The organism is Streptomyces sp. NPDC004752 (assembly GCF_053601275.1).
This window is the reverse complement of the sequence record NZ_JBSGBN010000053.1, coordinates 45,899-61,563: the sequence shown is the minus strand read 5'-3', so window position 1 is coordinate 61,563 and position 15,665 is coordinate 45,899. Positions and strand designations below refer to the sequence as shown.

Annotated in this window: 12 protein-coding genes, 2 pseudogenes and 1 riboswitch; of the genes and pseudogenes, 7 read left to right on the top strand and 7 right to left on the bottom strand. The window is 72.9% G+C overall.

Annotated features, from left to right (window positions below; genetic code table 11):
- The coding region (locus ACWEKM_RS22665; protein WP_451622998.1) for an AAA family ATPase at positions 1–2,395 on the bottom strand (2,395 nt) is incomplete at its 3' end.
- 492 nt (positions 2,396–2,887) lie between these two features.
- Positions 2,888–3,853 (bottom strand): annotated as a pseudogene (locus tag ACWEKM_RS22660) (LysR family transcriptional regulator).
- Positions 3,854–4,053: 200 nt separating this feature from the next.
- Between ACWEKM_RS22660 and ACWEKM_RS22655 the strand changes: the two are divergent.
- Positions 4,054–5,508, top strand: a complete 1,455-nt coding sequence (locus ACWEKM_RS22655) for a glyceraldehyde-3-phosphate dehydrogenase (RefSeq protein WP_451622997.1) — start codon at positions 4,054–4,056, stop codon at positions 5,506–5,508.
- A gap of 160 nt (positions 5,509–5,668) precedes the next feature.
- Here the strand turns inward: ACWEKM_RS22655 and ACWEKM_RS22650 are convergent, their stop codons facing one another.
- The 3 genes from ACWEKM_RS22650 to ACWEKM_RS22640 form a co-directional block, all read right to left on the bottom strand.
- Entirely contained in the window at positions 5,669–6,136 is a 468-nt protein-coding gene (locus tag ACWEKM_RS22650) for an SRPBCC family protein (protein ID WP_451622996.1), read from the bottom strand.
- A 74-nt stretch (positions 6,137–6,210) separates the two neighbouring features.
- Entirely contained in the window at positions 6,211–6,849 is a 639-nt protein-coding gene (locus tag ACWEKM_RS22645; RefSeq protein WP_451622995.1) for a class F sortase, read from the bottom strand.
- Positions 6,850–6,957: 108 nt separating this feature from the next.
- Positions 6,958–8,076 carry a hypothetical protein gene (locus tag ACWEKM_RS22640; RefSeq protein WP_451622994.1) on the bottom strand — a complete coding sequence of 373 codons (1,119 nt, stop codon included), beginning with the start codon at positions 8,074–8,076 and terminating at the stop codon, positions 6,958–6,960.
- Between the two features lie 176 nt (positions 8,077–8,252).
- Here ACWEKM_RS22640 and ACWEKM_RS22635 point away from each other — a divergent pair, with 176 nt between their 5' ends.
- Positions 8,253–8,690 carry a VOC family protein gene (locus ACWEKM_RS22635; protein ID WP_451622993.1) on the top strand — a complete coding sequence of 146 codons (438 nt, stop codon included), beginning with the start codon at positions 8,253–8,255 and terminating at the stop codon, positions 8,688–8,690.
- A gap of 36 nt (positions 8,691–8,726) precedes the next feature.
- On the opposite strand, the gene ACWEKM_RS22630 is transcribed toward ACWEKM_RS22635, so the two are convergent.
- Positions 8,727–9,179, bottom strand: coding sequence for a flavodoxin family protein (locus ACWEKM_RS22630; RefSeq protein WP_451622992.1), 453 nt, complete (start codon positions 9,177–9,179; stop codon positions 8,727–8,729).
- 154 nt (positions 9,180–9,333) lie between these two features.
- On the opposite strand from ACWEKM_RS22630, the pseudogene ACWEKM_RS22625 reads away from it, so the two are divergent.
- From ACWEKM_RS22625 to ACWEKM_RS22615, 3 genes and pseudogenes are all read left to right on the top strand, one after another.
- Positions 9,334–9,526 (top strand): annotated as a pseudogene (locus ACWEKM_RS22625) (protein phosphatase); the annotation flags it as partial.
- A gap of 128 nt (positions 9,527–9,654) precedes the next feature.
- Positions 9,655–9,826, top strand: a riboswitch (cyclic di-AMP (ydaO/yuaA leader).
- A 9-nt stretch (positions 9,827–9,835) separates the two neighbouring features.
- Positions 9,836–11,062 carry an NlpC/P60 family protein gene (locus tag ACWEKM_RS22620; protein WP_451622991.1) on the top strand — a complete coding sequence of 409 codons (1,227 nt, stop codon included), beginning with the start codon at positions 9,836–9,838 and terminating at the stop codon, positions 11,060–11,062.
- Between the two features lie 406 nt (positions 11,063–11,468).
- Positions 11,469–12,833, top strand: a complete 1,365-nt coding sequence (locus ACWEKM_RS22615) for an FAD-dependent oxidoreductase (RefSeq protein WP_451622990.1) — start codon at positions 11,469–11,471, stop codon at positions 12,831–12,833.
- Positions 12,834–13,037: 204 nt separating this feature from the next.
- Here the strand turns inward: ACWEKM_RS22615 and ACWEKM_RS22610 are convergent, their stop codons facing one another.
- Entirely contained in the window at positions 13,038–13,607 is a 570-nt protein-coding gene (locus ACWEKM_RS22610) for a TetR/AcrR family transcriptional regulator (protein ID WP_451622989.1), read from the bottom strand.
- 71 nt (positions 13,608–13,678) lie between these two features.
- Between ACWEKM_RS22610 and ACWEKM_RS22605 the strand changes: the two genes are divergently transcribed.
- Positions 13,679–14,170, top strand: a complete 492-nt coding sequence (locus tag ACWEKM_RS22605) for an FBP domain-containing protein (protein ID WP_451622988.1) — start codon at positions 13,679–13,681, stop codon at positions 14,168–14,170.
- Between the two features lie 261 nt (positions 14,171–14,431).
- Positions 14,432–15,595, top strand: coding sequence for a hypothetical protein (locus ACWEKM_RS22600; protein WP_451622987.1), 1,164 nt, complete (start codon positions 14,432–14,434; stop codon positions 15,593–15,595).
- The last annotated feature ends 70 nt before the right edge of the window (positions 15,596–15,665 follow it).

The following is a 15,665-nucleotide window of genomic DNA, read 5'->3' as shown; positions in this document are numbered from 1 at the left end:
GCCAGTCGTGCGCCGGAGCGGTGGCGAGCAGGGGCCGCAGCCATGGGCCGGCTTCGCGAAACGGCCGACGCAGCCGCTCGCGGCGCGCCTCGCGCAGCGCCTGGGCGACCAGGCGACGGGCGGCGGCGACATCGCCCGCCCGGTCGGCGGCCTCGGCGCGTACGAGGGCGGCCCGCACGGTCAGCGCGGGACCGCCGGGACCCGGGGCCGGCAGGGTGTCGAGCAGATCGAGGGCCGCACCGGCGTCGCCCGCCGCGAGCCGGGCCCGCGCGGCCGCCACGACACAGACGGGCAGGCGCTGCGCAACGGGTTCCAGCGCCTTCACCGCCGCCGTCGGATCGCCGTCGGCCAGCCGGGCGGCGGAGGCGACAAGCGCGGCGTGGTCCTCGGCCCAGGGGGAGGCGACCACGGCCGCGACGCGGTCCTGCGTGGCGGCCACGGCCGCTCCCGGATCGCCCCGGGCCAGCAGCAGCCGCGCCGCGGCGAGGGCCCGGCCCGCCGCCACCACGGGGTCCGCGGTGCCGCCGCCGTCGGCGGCGATCTGGTCGAGCAGGGCCTGGGCGGCGTCCAGTTCGTCGCGTTCGACGGCCACGACGGCCAGGACGAGCCTGCCGACGGCGGTACGGGCGGGTGCGGGCAGCCCGTACCGGCCGACCTCCCGCAGCGCGGCGAGCGCCTTCCGCTCCGCCCCGGCGGTCCGCCCGGCCAGCCAGTCGATCAGCGCGAGGTGGCCGAGTGCGTCCTGGCGCGGCAGCGCGGTGGCGGCGCCGCCCGGGCGGGTGACCGCCTCGGCGAGCGCGGCGCGCGCCTCCTCGACATGCCCGGCCCACAGCCGCGCCGAGCCGACATGGGCCAGCAGCAGTGCGAGGAGTTCCGGATGCCGGTCCAGGCGCTCGGCGGGTACGGACCGGCTCAGGTCCCGGGCGAGTACGGCGGCCCGTTCGGCTCGGCCCGGTGAGCCGGTGAGGCGCGCGGCGAACGCCTCCAGGAGGGCGCAGCCGAGCCGGTCGGACACATGGTCCGCGGTGTCGTCGGCGAGGAGTTCCTCGGCGTGGCGCAGCCGGGCCAGCCCGTGGCCCAGGTCCCGGCCGGCCAACTCGCGGGCTGCCAGGACGAGTTGCTGCGCGGGGCTGTCGGTGCCCGCGGTCATGCGGGCGAACGGTGTGCCCAGGTCGTCGGGGCCCTGACCGGTGAACAGCCGGCCGATCGCGAGGTCGTCGACGAGCGCGCGGGCGGCGAACTCCCAGTCCCCGGCGGCGCAGCCGTGGGAGAGCGTCTCCGTGAGCGATCCGGAGCGGCTCAGCCAGCGTGCGGCCCTGCGGTGCAGCTCGGTCTCCAGGCCGGGGTGCCGCACCCGCAGATGGGCCCGCAGGATCTCCGCGAACAGCGGGTGCAGGCGGTACCACGTCTTTCCGAGGGGTTCGACGAACGCGTTCTCCCGCCGCAGCCGGGCCAGGATCGGCTCGGCGTCGGACCGTCCGGTCAGCGCGTCGGCCAGCCCCGGCCGGAACCGCTCCACGACGCTCACGCGCAGCAGCAGGTCCTGTGTCTGGGCGGGCTGCCGCCTGAGCACCTCGGCGAGCAGATAGTCGGCGACGACGCTGTGTCCCGGCTCGAACTCGTTCAGACAGCGCTCCGGGTCGGTGCTCTGCCGCGCGGCCAGGGCGCACAGGCGCAGTCCGGCGGCCCAGCCCCGAGTGCGGCGGACCAGGGTGTGTGCGGCGTCCTCGGTGAGCCGCAGGCCGTGGGACGCCAGCAGGGCGGCCCCCTCCTGCGGGGTGAACGTCAGTTCCGCGCCGCGGATCTCGGTGATGCTGCCGGCCGCCCGGTGGCGGTGCAGCGGGAGCAACGGTTCGCTGCGGGTGACGAGGATCAGCCGCAGGCCGGCCGCCGCGTGGTGCAGCACGAACTCCAACTGTGCGGCGATGTCCGGGGTGGGCACCCGTTCGAACTCGTCGACGACGACGATCGCGGGTTCGGTGCGGCCGCTCAGGTCGGCCGCGAGCCGCGCCAGCAGGGCCCGGTCGACGCTGCTCGGGTGCGCCGGGGAGCCGATGCCGGGGGACGGCCGCAGCCCCGCGGCGCGCAGGGCCTGGAGCACATAGGCCCAGAAGAGTCCGGGGGCCCGGTCCGCCGGGTCGGCGGTGAGCCAGGCCACCGGCCGGTCGAGCCGCGCGGCCCAGTCGGCGACCAGGAGCGTCTTGCCCGCCCCGGCCGGCCCGTCGACCAGCGTCAGGGGTGTGCCGAGGCCCTGGTCGAGGCGGGCGTCGAGGCGGGCGCGGCGCAGGAAGGTGGGGGGTCGTCCGGGGGCGGCGAAGCGGGTGCCGAGGAACGGTTCGCCGCGCGGGTCGATGCGCGAGTTCGGTGCGGAGCGGTCCCGGTGTCGATGCGCCATGGCACTCACCACCACCGTCCGTCAGATCGTGGCCGACGGTCCTCCCGGTCAGTGTGTCAGCCCCGCCGGACATGTGCGCGGCGACCCGTCCGCACCCGTGTCCGACGAAGACCGTCCGCTTCGCCGTCGCGGCCGGAGTGCGCCGCCCTGGAACGGAGGGCACGACTCAGGCACGTACGGATCCAGCCCACGGCCCACGGCCCGCCGACCGCCGACCGCCGACCGCCCGAAGGTGCTCCCAGTGGCGCACAGCGAGCCCGGACGGCGGGCGGACGAGACCGCCTCCTCGATGGTGGAGGCGCTGTTCACGCCCTCACCGGTGGGCCTCCACCTGCCCGACGCCGATCTGCGGGTCGGCCGCGTCAACACCGCCGCGCGCGATGCGGGGTGTCCACTCGGACGAGGTGGCCGGGCGTCCGCGCCCGCGAACCGTGAACCTCCGAGCGGAGGGGGCGGCACGCAGCGGCACCGCGGCTCCCGCGCCCGGCCATGTCATGGTGTGGGGCCGGTGACGTTCCAGGTGCGTGCCGCCCAGGTGCGCAAGTGCGGTGCCTGCGCGGCGAGTTCGCGGTACGCGGCGGTGGCGCACTGGTGCAGCGCCTCGGCCGGCTGCCCGTCGACCGCGGTGCGCCGCCAGGCCAGCACATAACGGCACCAGAGCGGCGTGCCGGCCAGTGGCTTGATCACGATGTGCGGGATCGGCCGGACGGTCGCCTGGACGACGGACACCCCGAGACCGTCGGCGATCATGTTCTGCAACTGGGTCTGGTCGCCGAGGAATTCATGCACGGTACGGGGTGTGAATCCGGCCGCCGCGCAGGCGGTGTAGAAGACGCCGGGCCGGCCGGCCCCGTCGTCCGGGGTCAGGAACCAGGCGTCCTCGGCAAGGTCGGCGAGCAAGACCTGCGCCATGTCCTTGAGCCGGTGCCGGGCCGGGAGGGCGACGAAGTTCGGCTCGGTGACGATCCCCCGGTGGGCCACGGCGGCCGAGTGCTTCAGCTCCATCCCCGGGTAGTCGGCGGCGATGGCCGCGTCGACCGTGCCCTCCGCCAGGAGTTCGACGATGCGCGAGGAGGCGTACACGCTGCTCACCGCCGGTGACACCGCGGGCAGTCGGGCGCGCAGCCGGGACACCGTCCCGGACAGCATGGGCGAGTTGGTGGCCGCGAGGCGCAGGGTCCGGCCCGCCCGAGCGGCGTCGGCGGGGGCGCGGCGCCCGACCGCGCCCATGCGGGCGAGGACATCGCGCGTCTGGGCGACGACCTCGGCGCCGTACGCCGTGGGCCGCACTCCCGCACTGCCGCGTTCGAACAGCGGCTCGCCGAAGTGGCGCTCCAGTCGCTGGAGTTGTGTGCTCACGGCCGGCTACGAGTAGCCGAGGACGGACGCGGCCCGGCCCACGCTCCCGGCATCGGCGAGCGCACACAGCACACGCAGACGCCGCAGCTCCAGCTCCATCCGTCCTCGTCCCGTCGGTCCACGGCCGCCGTCCCATCGCGTCGCCACGCGCACCGGCCACCGCGTCAGAGCATACCGAGCGCAAAAGGGGGCAAATCTCCCCAATCGGCGCCATCCCCCCCATGGTTCGCCACCCCCAGGAAGGACCAGATCGAGGTGCGGTTAGCATATGAGCGCCGCCTAGCTCGAAAGATAGATCTGTGACTGTCACCGAGGACTCGTTCACCAACTGGAAGAACCGCGAGGAGATCGCGGAGTCGATGATCCCGCTCATCGGGAAGCTGCACCGGGAGCGTGACGTCACCGTCCTGCTCCTCAGCCGCTCCCTGGTGAACAAGTCGGTGGTCAGCATCCTCAAGACCCATCGGTTCGCCCGGCAGATCGCCGGCGAGGAGCTGTCGGTCACCGAGACCATGCCGTTCCTGCACGCGCTGACCGCGCTGGACCTCGGCCCGTCCCAGATCGACATCGGCATGCTCGCCGCGAAGTACCGGAGCGACGAGCGGGGCCTGTCCGTCGCGGCCTTCACCGCCGAGGCCGTCGCCGGCGCCACGGGCGCCAACAAGCTGGCGCGCCGCGAGGGCCGCGACGTCGTCCTCTACGGCTTCGGCCGCATCGGCCGGCTCGTCGCCCGCCTGCTCATCGAGAAGGCGGGGTCCGGCAACGGCCTGCGGCTGCGCGCCATCGTGGTCCGTGGGGACGCCCGCCGGGCCACCGAGGACATCGTCAAGCGTGCCTCACTGCTGCGCCGCGACTCCATCCACGGCCAGTTCCAGGGCACGATCACGGTCGACGAGGCGAACGGTACGATCATCGCCAACGGCAACGAGATCAAGGTGATCCACGCCGACGACCCCACATCCGTGGACTACACGGCGTACGGCATCAAGGACGCCATCCTCATCGACAACACCGGCAAGTGGCGCGACCGCGAGGGTCTGTCGCAGCACCTGCGGCCCGGCATCGACAAGGTCGTGCTCACCGCCCCGGGCAAGGGCGACGTGCCCAACATCGTGCACGGCGTCAACCACGACACCGTCAAGCCGGACGAGCGGATCCTGTCCTGCGCGTCCTGCACCACCAACGCGATCGTCCCGCCGCTGAAGGCCATGGACGACGAGTACGGGGTGCTGCGGGGGCATGTGGAGACCGTCCACTCGTTCACCAACGACCAGAATCTGCTGGACAATTACCACAAGTCCGAGCGCCGCGGCCGCTCGGCGCCGCTCAACATGGTCATCACCGAGACCGGCGCGGCCTCCGCGGTCGCCAAGGCGCTGCCCGACCTCAAGGCGAGGATCACCGGCAGCTCGATCCGGGTGCCGGTGCCGGACGTCTCGATCGCGATCCTCAACCTGCAGCTCGCCGAGGAGACCACCCGCGAGCGGGTGCTCGACTACCTCCGGAACGTGTCCCTGACCTCGCAGCTCAAGCGCCAGATCGACTTCATCAGCGCGCCCGACGCGGTCTCCAGCGACTTCATCGGCTCGCGCCACGCCTCGATCGTCGACGCCGGCGCCACCAAGGTGGAGGGCGACAACGCGATCCTCTACCTCTGGTACGACAACGAGTTCGGCTACTCCTGCCAGGTCGTCCGGGTCGTCCAGCACGTCTCCGGCGTGGAGTACCCCACCTACCCGGCCCCGGCGGTCTGACCCCGCGCTGCGGCCACGCCGGCCGGCCGCGACCGTACGCCCCGTGATGCCGTCGACCGACTCTCCGGTCGACGGCGTCACGCGTTCCGATTCACGGACATGTTCCGGGTGAATCGGGGCGACTCATGTCATCGGTGGTCAGTTCATCGGTGGTCTCCGGTCATCGGTGGTCTCCGGCTTCGACGAGGTGGGCGAGCCTGTCCAGGGACATCCGGGTGCCGAGTTCGTTGTCCTCACGGGGGACGACATCCGGGATGCGCTCCTGGAACATGACGACCTCCGTGCGGCCGTCCTCCTCGGTGAGCGAGGTCGTCAACGTCATGGCGCCGCGCAGCGCCTCGTCCTCCGTCTCGAACTCGATGGTCTCGACGATCAGTTCGTCCGGCACGAGCCGGGTGAAGCGACCGTGATAGGTATCCGTGTGCGCGCCGGACTTGCCCGCGCGGCGCGGGTCGTCGTAGGTGAGGGACACCCGGAACGCGCCGCCCTCACGGGCGTCGAACGAGTGCACGACGGCGGTCATGCCGTCGGGCACCCGCCAGACGGCCACCGCGGCCGGATCGAGGAGTGCCCGGTAGACGGCGGCACGGGGCGCCCGCACACGCCTGGAGACTCGGGTGGCATACATGCGGTCAACGTACTGCTCCCCGCTGACAGCCGCGGCCCGGTGGTGCGCCGGGCCGCAGGGGCGGAGTCCGGGCGTCAGACGAGGTGGGCGAAGACCACCAGGTTCTCCGTGTAGTCCGCGGCCGCGTGGTCGTAGTCTCCGGCGCACGTGATCAGGCGTGCCTCGGCGCGGGGCGTGTCGGCGTAGACGCGCCGGTTGGGGAAGGCGTCCTTCTCGAACGTCTCGGCGCTGTCGACCACGAAGACGGCGTCCTTACCGTCGGCGCGCCGCACCGTGAACCGGTCCCCCGTGTTCAGTTCCTCCAGTCCGGCGAAGACCGCGGCGGAGGTCTTGGTGTCGACGTGACCGGCGATGATCGCGGTGCCGGTCTCTCCGGGGGCGGCGCCCTTGATGTACCAGCCGACGAGGTTCACGTCGGCGGCGGGCGGCGGCTGCAACTGCCCCGTCGTGTTCAGCGACAGGTCGGTGAACGGGGCGTCGACGTCGATCTTCGGGATGAGCAGCCGGGTCGGCCGGGACCGGGGCAGATGCTTTCCGGTCGGTCGGGAGAGGGACGTGGCGCCCCCGGCCTGCACCGGGTCGGCGGGATGCTGCGGCTTTCCGCCGAACAGGCCGGCGGTCAGGAGGACTATCGCGACGCCCCAGACCACCAGGTGTCCGGAGGAATGCGCTCCCTGCTCGATGGGGGGCGGGGACGATTTGGGAGCTGCCATCGGACACCACCTCACTCGGGCGCGGCAGCGCAGTGGTCACGGCGTGCGGGCTGCCGGCCGCCGGCACGAAGCGCACGGCGGCCGCGGCCCATGAGTCGCCGTTGCGGGTCAGGACGCCAGCCCGCCGGCGTGCTTGCGGCGCAGCGCGTAGAGGCCGGCGCCGAGGAAGGCCACGACGGCCAGACCGCCGGCGGTGACACCCCGCGTGGCGAGGGCGCCGCCACCGGTGTGCATTCCGCCGTTGGGCCGCTCCTCCCGGTCGTTCCCGCTCCACGAGTCCTTGTTGCGTTCGCCGTCCGAGCCCTTCTGCTTGTCGTTGCCCTTGCCCGAGTTGTCCTTGTACGACTCGGGGTCGAACCTGCTGGTGTCGCCGCTGTCCGAGCTCCAGCTGTCGCTCACGGCCGCGGTGAGCGCGCCGCCGCCCGTGTGCATCCCGCCCCGAGGCTCGTCGCCCCTGCCGTGGCCGTGTTCCTTCGCCTCGGCGAGGGCACCGCCACCGGTGTGCACACCACCGCGCGGCCCACCCTCTCTGTCCTCGTCACCGCGACCCGTCAGCCCGGCGAGCGCACCACCACCCGTGTGCATTCCACCCCGAGGCTCATCGCCCCTGTCCTCGCCCCTGTTCTCGTCACCGCGTCCCTTCAGCACGCTGAGCGCGCCACCACCCGTGTGCACCCCACCCCGCGGTTCGTCGCGCCCGTTCTCGTCACCGCGACCCGTCAGCGCGGCGAGCGCACCACCACCCGTGTGCACCCCGCCCCGAGGCTCATCGCGCCCATTCTCGTCACCACGCGACTCCACCGAGGTGAGCGCACCACCGCCGGTGTGCACACCACCGCGCGGCCCACCCTCTCTGTCCTCGTCGCCACGACCCGTCAGCGCGGTGAGCGCACCGCCGCCCGTGTGCACCCCACCCCGCGGTTCGTCGCCCCTGCCGTCACCACGTGCGTCCACCGAGGTGAGCGCGCCACCGCCGGTGTGCACACCACCGCGCGGCCCACCTTCCCTGTCCTCGTCACCACGACCCGTCAGCGCGGTGAGCGCACCACCACCCGTGTGCATTCCGCCACGCGGTTCGTCGCGCCTGCTGTCGTTGCCTTTCTCCCTGTTATACGAAGAATTATCGCGTCCTCCTTCGTCGCCGCCCGAGGCATAGGCGCCGGGGGCGGCGATCGCGATGGCGGCCGAGGCGACCGCCGTGGCCATGATCATGCGGGCAGAGTGCATCAGGGAATCCTTTCGCCGTGGCGCGGGCAGCCGATACCGCATCAGCTGAGATCACCCGGCTCCGACATGAACCACCGTCAGTCACACCCTTCGCTCGCACCATCCGGGCCGCCCAGCCGGGTTACCGGCGCACTCCACCCGGCCCATTGCGCCCCGATCCGGGGCACAGTGCCGGTATGACCTCACCGGACACGAACCTTCTGGCCCAGGGCCGAGTCGCGACCAGACTCCCCGCGCGTGACCTGGAGCGCGCACGGCGCTTCTACTCCGAGAAGCTCGGCCTGGAACCGGTCGACGAACGGCCCGGCGGCCTGCTGTACCGGTGCGCCTACGGGGAATTCCAGCTGTTCAGGTCCGCCGGGGCCTCGCCCGGAACGTTCACCCAGATGTCGTGGCAGGTCGACGACATCGAGACGGTCGTATCGGAACTGCGGCGACGCGGTGTGGTGTTCGAGGAGTTCGAGTTGCCCGCGGTGTACGGCGGCGGCCGGACGCGGGACGGGATCGCCGAGGTCGAGGGGCACTTCCTGGGTACGGGTGCCCGCGGCGACCGCGGCGCCTGGTTCCGCGACAGCGAGGGGAACATGCTGAGCATCGGCCAGCCGGTCTACTGACCCGCTCGGAACGCCGGGCGGCCCGGCCTGCTCCGTTCAGCCCACGAGCCCCGCGGCGACGGTCGCGCCCAGTTCCCAGCACGCCTCGATGTCGGCCTTGGCGGGCTCGCCCGTCACGGTCACGGCCTCGGCCGCGCGGCGCCAGCCGAGACCGGTGGTGATCGACTCGATCCCGCGCACCGCGCCGGTGACGTCGCTCCCGCCGTGCACGTAGTAGCCGAAGGGCCGGCCGCGGGTCTCGTCCAGGCAGGGGTAGTAGATCTGGTCGAAGAAATGCTTGAGCGCGCCGGACAGATAGCCGAGGTTCGCCGGGGTGCCGAGCAGATACCCGTCCGCGGCCAGGACATCGCTCGCGGTCGCGGACAGCGCGGCCCGCCGTACCACCCGTACGCCCTCGATCTCCGGTGTCGTGGCGCCCGCCACGACGGCCTCGAACATCGCCTGGCAGTGCGGCGACGGGGTGTGATGCACGATCAGCAAGGTAGCCACGTCCCGCACCCTGCCGTGGCGGGACTCCCGCGCGCAAACGGCGCCCGGCGCGGCTCATGCACCGACCGCGGCGGGGTGTCGGTCGGCGACGCGGTCGGGCACGGCCGGGAATTCGGCCTCGGCGCCGGCCTGGTGCGGTACACCGACGGGCTGCCTGGTGCGGTACACCGACGAACCGGTCGAGCGGCGCCGCGAGGACATCGACGCCGGTCCGGCCCGCCTCGCCGAGTCCCTGGGCCGCCACCGCGACGCCGACCCGGAAGCTCTCGACACAACGCCGTGCTGCGGGAGTTGCTCCCGCCGGGGGCGCCACCGACGACACCGCGATCGTCATCGTCGGGCTCTGACGGCCGAGTTCCGGCCTATTCCACACAGACGTATCGGGCATTCCGCGCTTCAACCTTCACACGAGGGACACATGTTGGCTAGGTTGACGCCCAGGCCGCCCGGTCCCCCCGGCGAACCCCGCCGGGCCGCGTGGCTGCCGCCGAGTCCAGTGGCCGCCGAGGCGACCGGAGCCGGGGACCCAACCGACGATGGGGTGAATCGGCCCGGCTGTCCCGTGGGGCGAGGGCCGTAGGGCACACCTTCCGGAGCCGACCGCCCGAACCCGACAGCTAACCCGGTAGGCGGAGTACGGAAGGAGTGCGTCGCCCATGGCGCCGGAGAGCCGCGACGAGGTCCGGCAACGGATCGACAGCCTCTACGACCAGGCCGAGAACGCCACCGGGAACTTCAACGCGACGCGTGCGATGACCGCCAGGACGCGGACGCGCGGCGTCCCGCTGCGCAAGCGGCCGGGCGGGCCTGGCGATCCCGCCCTCGACGAGGTCGCCCGGCAGTGGTTCGACGCGGCGCGCGCCAAGCTGGGGCCGACCGTTCCGGCCGTACTCCCGGCCGACCGGATGCCGCAGCCACCGGCCGGGGCCCGCCCCGACTCCCCCGGGCGGGACGGTGGACCGGACGGCGGACGGGGGGCGGCGAGCCGTCCCGTGCCCGAGCTGGCCGCCGGACCGACCGCCCGTGCCGTCGCGGAACTGACCGGCGGCTCGCCGCCGGCGCTGCCGTCCGGTTCGGCACCGGCGCTGCCCAGCGGCCCGACACCGGAGCCTGCCGGTCGCTCCCTCCCCGAGCCGACCGTCGGCCCCGCCGCCGCGCTGCCCGCCGGGACCGGGGAGCGGCGGGCACCCGACGCGCCCAGGGCGCTGCCCGCGCCCGCCGCCGGTCCGCGCAGGCCCTCACCGGCCGAGTCCAAGGAGAGCAACCGCCGCAGGCTGGCCGCGGCACGCGAGTTGCTGACCCGGTACGCCGTGCGGCCGTCGGCTCCGGCGGCCGAGCCCCGGCCGGAGACGGGCATGCCCGGGCTGGAGACAGGCGTACCCCGACCGGAGACGGGCGTACCCCGACCGGAGATGGGCGTGCCCCGACCGGAGACGGGCATGTCCTTCGACTCCCCCGTCGGCACAGGGGCCTTCGCCGCCGACGCGCTGACCGACACCGGTTCCTCCGTTCCCGCGGGAAGCGGCGGCCGGGGCGCACAGGCCGTGGCCTTCGCCCGGGCGCAGATCGGACGGCCGTGTGTCTGGGGTGCGACCGGGCCCGGCTCGTACGACCACGCCAGCCTCACCCGGGCCGCCTGGAAGGCCGCCGGGGTGTCCCTGCCGCGTTCGGCGCAGGAGCAGGTCCACGCGGGCACCCCGGTCGCGCTCACCGGCATCCGGGACGGCGACCTCGTCTTCTTCTTCGACGACGACAGCCACGTCGGCCTCTACGTCGGCAACGCCATGATGGTGCACGCCCCGGGCCCGGGGTCGGCCGTCCGCGAGGAGTCGATCTTCGGCGCCGGGGAGTCGGCGATCCACCGGGTGATACGGCCCGCGTGACCCCGGGCCGACGCCCACGGGGTCGACCGCCAAGCGGGCCGGACTGTGCATGGTGGTCATGTCGGCGGTCATATTGGCGATCATGTCGGTGGTCGTGCCGCGCGTCATGAACCAGGCGTTTCGCCGCCCGTCCGACGGCCCGCCATACCGTCCGGCCGGGCGGCGGCACGGCGTTCGGCGTCGCCGTGGACGACGGTGCCACAGGCGCGCCGCCCGAGCCGCCCCGGCATGCGGACCGCACTCCGCCCCTGACCAACCGCCCCTGACCAGCCGCTCCCGGCAGCCGCCCGGCAACACATAAGATCGCCTTATGACGTTATAGACCGGACCCGCGTACCGACTTAGGTCTGCCTTAGTTTAGGCTTCCCGTTCGAGTCGCTCATCGTCACTCGAAGGGAACCTGATCATGCCGCGCCCCCTGCGGGTAGCCATCGTCGGAGCCGGCCCCGCCGGGATCTACGCCGCCGACGCCCTGCTCAAATCCGAGGTGGCGGCCGAACCCGGCGTCTCCATAGACCTCTTCGAGCGGATGCCCGCGCCCTTCGGCCTGATCCGGTACGGCGTCGCTCCCGACCACCCGCGCATCAAGGGCATCGTCACGGCCCTGCACCAGGTGCTCGACAAGCCGCAGATCCGGCTGTTCGGCAACGTCGACTATCCGAGCGACATCAGCCTCGACGACCTGCGCGCGTTCTACGACGCCGTGATCTTCTCGACCGGTGCGACGGCCGACCGCGACCTGCGCGTGCCGGGCATCGACCTGGACGGCTCGTACGGCGCCGCCGACTTCGTCTCCTGGTACGACGGCCACCCGGACGTGCCGCGCACCTGGCCCCTGGAGGCCGAGAAGGTGGCCGTGCTCGGCGTCGGCAACGTCGCCCTGGACGTGGCCCGCATCCTGGCCAAGACGGCGGACGAGCTGCTGCCGACGGAGATCCCGCCGAACGTGTACGACGGTCTGCGGGCCAACAGGGCCCGGGAGATCCACGTCTTCGGCCGACGCGGCCCGGCCCAGGCGAAGTTCAGCCCGATGGAGCTGCGCGAGCTGGACCACTCCCCGAACATCGAGGTCATCGTCGACCCCGAGGACATCGACTACGACGAGGGCTCGATCGCGACCCGGCGCGGTAACAAGCAGGCCGACATGGTCGCCAAGACGCTGGAGAACTGGGCGATCCGCGACGTCGGCGACCGGCCGCACAAGCTGTTCCTGCACTTCTTCGAGTCGCCGACGCAGCTCCTCGGCGCGGACGGCAAGGTCGTCGGCCTGCGCACCGAACGCACCGCCCTCGACGGCACCGGCAACGTCAAGGGCACCGGGGCCTTCAAGGACTGGGACGTCACGGCGGTCTACCGGGCCGTGGGCTATCTGTCCGAGAAACTGCCCAAACTGCCCTGGGACATCGACTCCGGCACCGTCCCTGACGAGGGCGGCCGGGTCATCGAGGAGAGCGGCGCGCACCTTCAGTCCATGTATGTCACCGGCTGGATCCGGCGCGGTCCCGTCGGTCTGATCGGCCACACCAAGGGCGACGCGAACGAGACGGTGTCCCATCTCCTGGACGACTACGCGAACGGCCGTCTACACACGCCCGAGTCGCCCGCGCCACAGGCCGTGGACGCGTTCCTCGCCGACCGGAATGTCCGTTACACCACCTGGGACGGCTGGTACCGGCTCGACGCCGCCGAGAAGGCGCTGGGTGAGCCCCAGGGCCGCGAGCGCGTGAAGATCGTGGAGCGTGCGGACATGCTCCGGGAGAGCGGGGCGTAAGAAGCAATGCGCTCATGGGCCGGCGCACGGGCACGGTGACAGCCTGGGCGTGCGGACCGGCCCGGTAGCGCGAGGTGTCCGGGCCGTACCGACTTCTCGGTCAGCCGATGGTTCCAGCCCGGTGATCGGGGTGGTCGGGTACGGCGGATGGCGGATGGCGGATGGCGCGTGCGGACTGCGGTCGTCGGCCGTACGGGCGGCGGGTCAGGGCGCGGGCCAGTTCCGCAGCAGGGCGTCGAGGGCGTCCAGGACGCGGGTCCAGGTCTCCTCGGTGTCGGGGGCGCTGTGGCTGAACCCGCCGCCCAGTTCCAGGCTGACGTAACCGTGGAAGACGCTGCCCAACAGCCGTACGGCGTGGGTCTGGTCCGGTTCCGTCAGGTCGTAGCCGCGCAGCAGGGCGCGGGTCATCTGGGCGTGCCGGACGCCCGCGCCGGCGGCGGCCGTCTCCGGGGCGAGCCGGAGCTGGGCTGCGGCGTAGCGGCCGGGGTGTTCCCGGGCGTAGTCGCGATAGACGTTCGCGAGGGCGGTCAGGGCGTCCTTGCCGGCCCGTCCGGCCAGGGCGTCGGCGGCCCGGTCGGCGAGTTCCTCCAGGGCGAGCAGGGCGATCCGGGTCTTGAGGTCCTGGGAGCTCTTCACATGCGAGTACAGGCTCGCGACCTTGACGTCGAAGCGCCGGGCGAGTGCCGAGACGGTCACCTGGTCGAACCCGACCTCGTCGGCCAGTTCCGCGCCCGCCCGGGTCAGTCGTTCCGGGGTCAGTCCCGCACGTGCCATAGCCATCCTCCCATTCGGCGAGATTGATTATCCATTTGCCTAACAGGTTTAGGCAAATTAGCGTGACCGCCATGAAGCCGTTGACCGAGCAAGAGATCCGTTCCGCGTTCGTGAACTGCACGAAGGGCGAGGCGAAGCGCCTGTCCGTCCCGCGCGATCTGGCCGACCGGCCCTGGGACGACCTGGACTTCCTCGGCTGGCGTGACCCGCAGGCCCCCGATCGCGCCTACCTCGTGACCGCGTCGGACGGCCGCCCCAGGGCCCTCGCGCTGCGCACCTCGAACGCCACGTCCTGGCAGACGCGGCGCAGCATGTGCTCGATCTGCCTGACCACCCACACCGGCGGGGTGTCCCTGATGGTGGCGACGCGGGCGGGCCGACGCGGCCAGCGGGGCGACTCCGTCGGCGTCTACATCTGCAGCGACCTCGCCTGCTCGCTCTATGTACGCGGCAAGAAGGACGCGGGCGTCGGCGCGCAACTGAAGGAGTCGCTCACCCTGGAGGAGAAGATCCTGCGGGCCGTGTCGAACCTGGAGGCGTTCCTCGCCAAGGTGACGGCGTGAACGCGACCTGCCCCTGAGCGGATGGCGGGCGGGCCCCGTTCGGCGGCCCCTTGTCGTGCGCCGCACAGATCACCGGTACGAGTGAACGGCACCCGCGCGCGGTGCGCCGCGCGCACCCCGGGTGCGCCGGGCACTCCCCTGTGCGCACTCCCCGTGCGCACAGGCCGACACCCGCGCCCGCCGGTACCGACCCGGCCGCCGGGCCTCGCTCCGCAGCGGTGATACTGGAAGTCGCACGCCGCCTCCACCGCAGATGGGCCCATGTCGAACTCCGCCAGTGACCGCTCCACGATCCCCGGCACGGTGTGGCTGGGCCGCGGCCGCCACGTCGGCCCCTCCTCGAAGGACGTCCTGCTCCGCACCCTGCGTCGGCACAAGGACGCCGAGATCCTCGACGACTTCGCCGAACCGCCCCTGCCGGGGAACGCCGCCGAGCGGGTCTTCGAGGCACGCTGGCGGGTCGACGGCGAGGTGACCGTGCGGGCCCGACTGACCCTCGAACTCCCGCAGGACCGGGTGGACGGGCAGGAGTGGCTGCTCGTCGCGGAGGCGGAACGGCCGTGGGAGGACAGCTGGCCGTCCCCCGCGACCATGTTCTGGCCCGACGCGGACGACGTCGCCTGGGACCACCACCACGCCGTGGCCGGGTTGCGGCTGCGCGACGCCAACCCGGTCCCGGCGGACGACAAGGCCATGCGACGCGTCTTCCGGAACGCCGCGCGCGAGTCCTGGTCCGTCCATGTGGTCGTGCACGAGGCCATGACCCCGGAGGAGCGCGGCAGGCTGCCGCTGGCGCGGCTGCTGCCCCCGGGGCTGCGCCTGCGTGTCGTGGAGCACCGGGCCGCGCCGCATCAACTGCGCGCCGTCAACTGGGCGCTGCGCGACCTCGGCGTGGAGGTGCCGCGCGGCGGAGCCGTCCTGCTGCCCCCGCGGCCGGCCCCGGACGGTTACGACGGCATGGAGTACGCCGTGCGCAGCGTCTTCCTCGACGGCTCACAACCCGCCGAACTCGTCGATACGCTGCGGCGTTTCACCGCACTGCCGAAGCCGTCACCCGAGGGCGCCGCGCAGGCGCTGGCCGACCTGCGCGACAACTGGACGCTGCTGACCCTTCAGGAGGAACTGGCCCGCGAGCGCGAGTTGGTGGCGAGGTACGCCGAGGCGCTGGAGGCGATGACCAGGTCCCGCGACCTGTACCGGGAGGCCGCGGAGGCGGCCCATGAGGCACTGGCCGCCTACCGGGACGCGCCCGCCCCGCCGACCGAGCGGCCGACGCCGTCCGCGCCGCCGGTGGCGTCCCCATTGCGGCAGTTCACACGAACGTTCGCCCGGCTGACGAGCGGCACCAAGGGACTGCGCGCCCCGGGCGGTACGGGCACCGGCCGGGAGGGAGACGACGCCGACGAGGTGAAGGGCCCGTCCTGACCCGTGGCAGAAGCGGTACGGCAGCCCCGGACCGGGAAGACGAAAAAGTACCCGAAGACGACGCACCGCG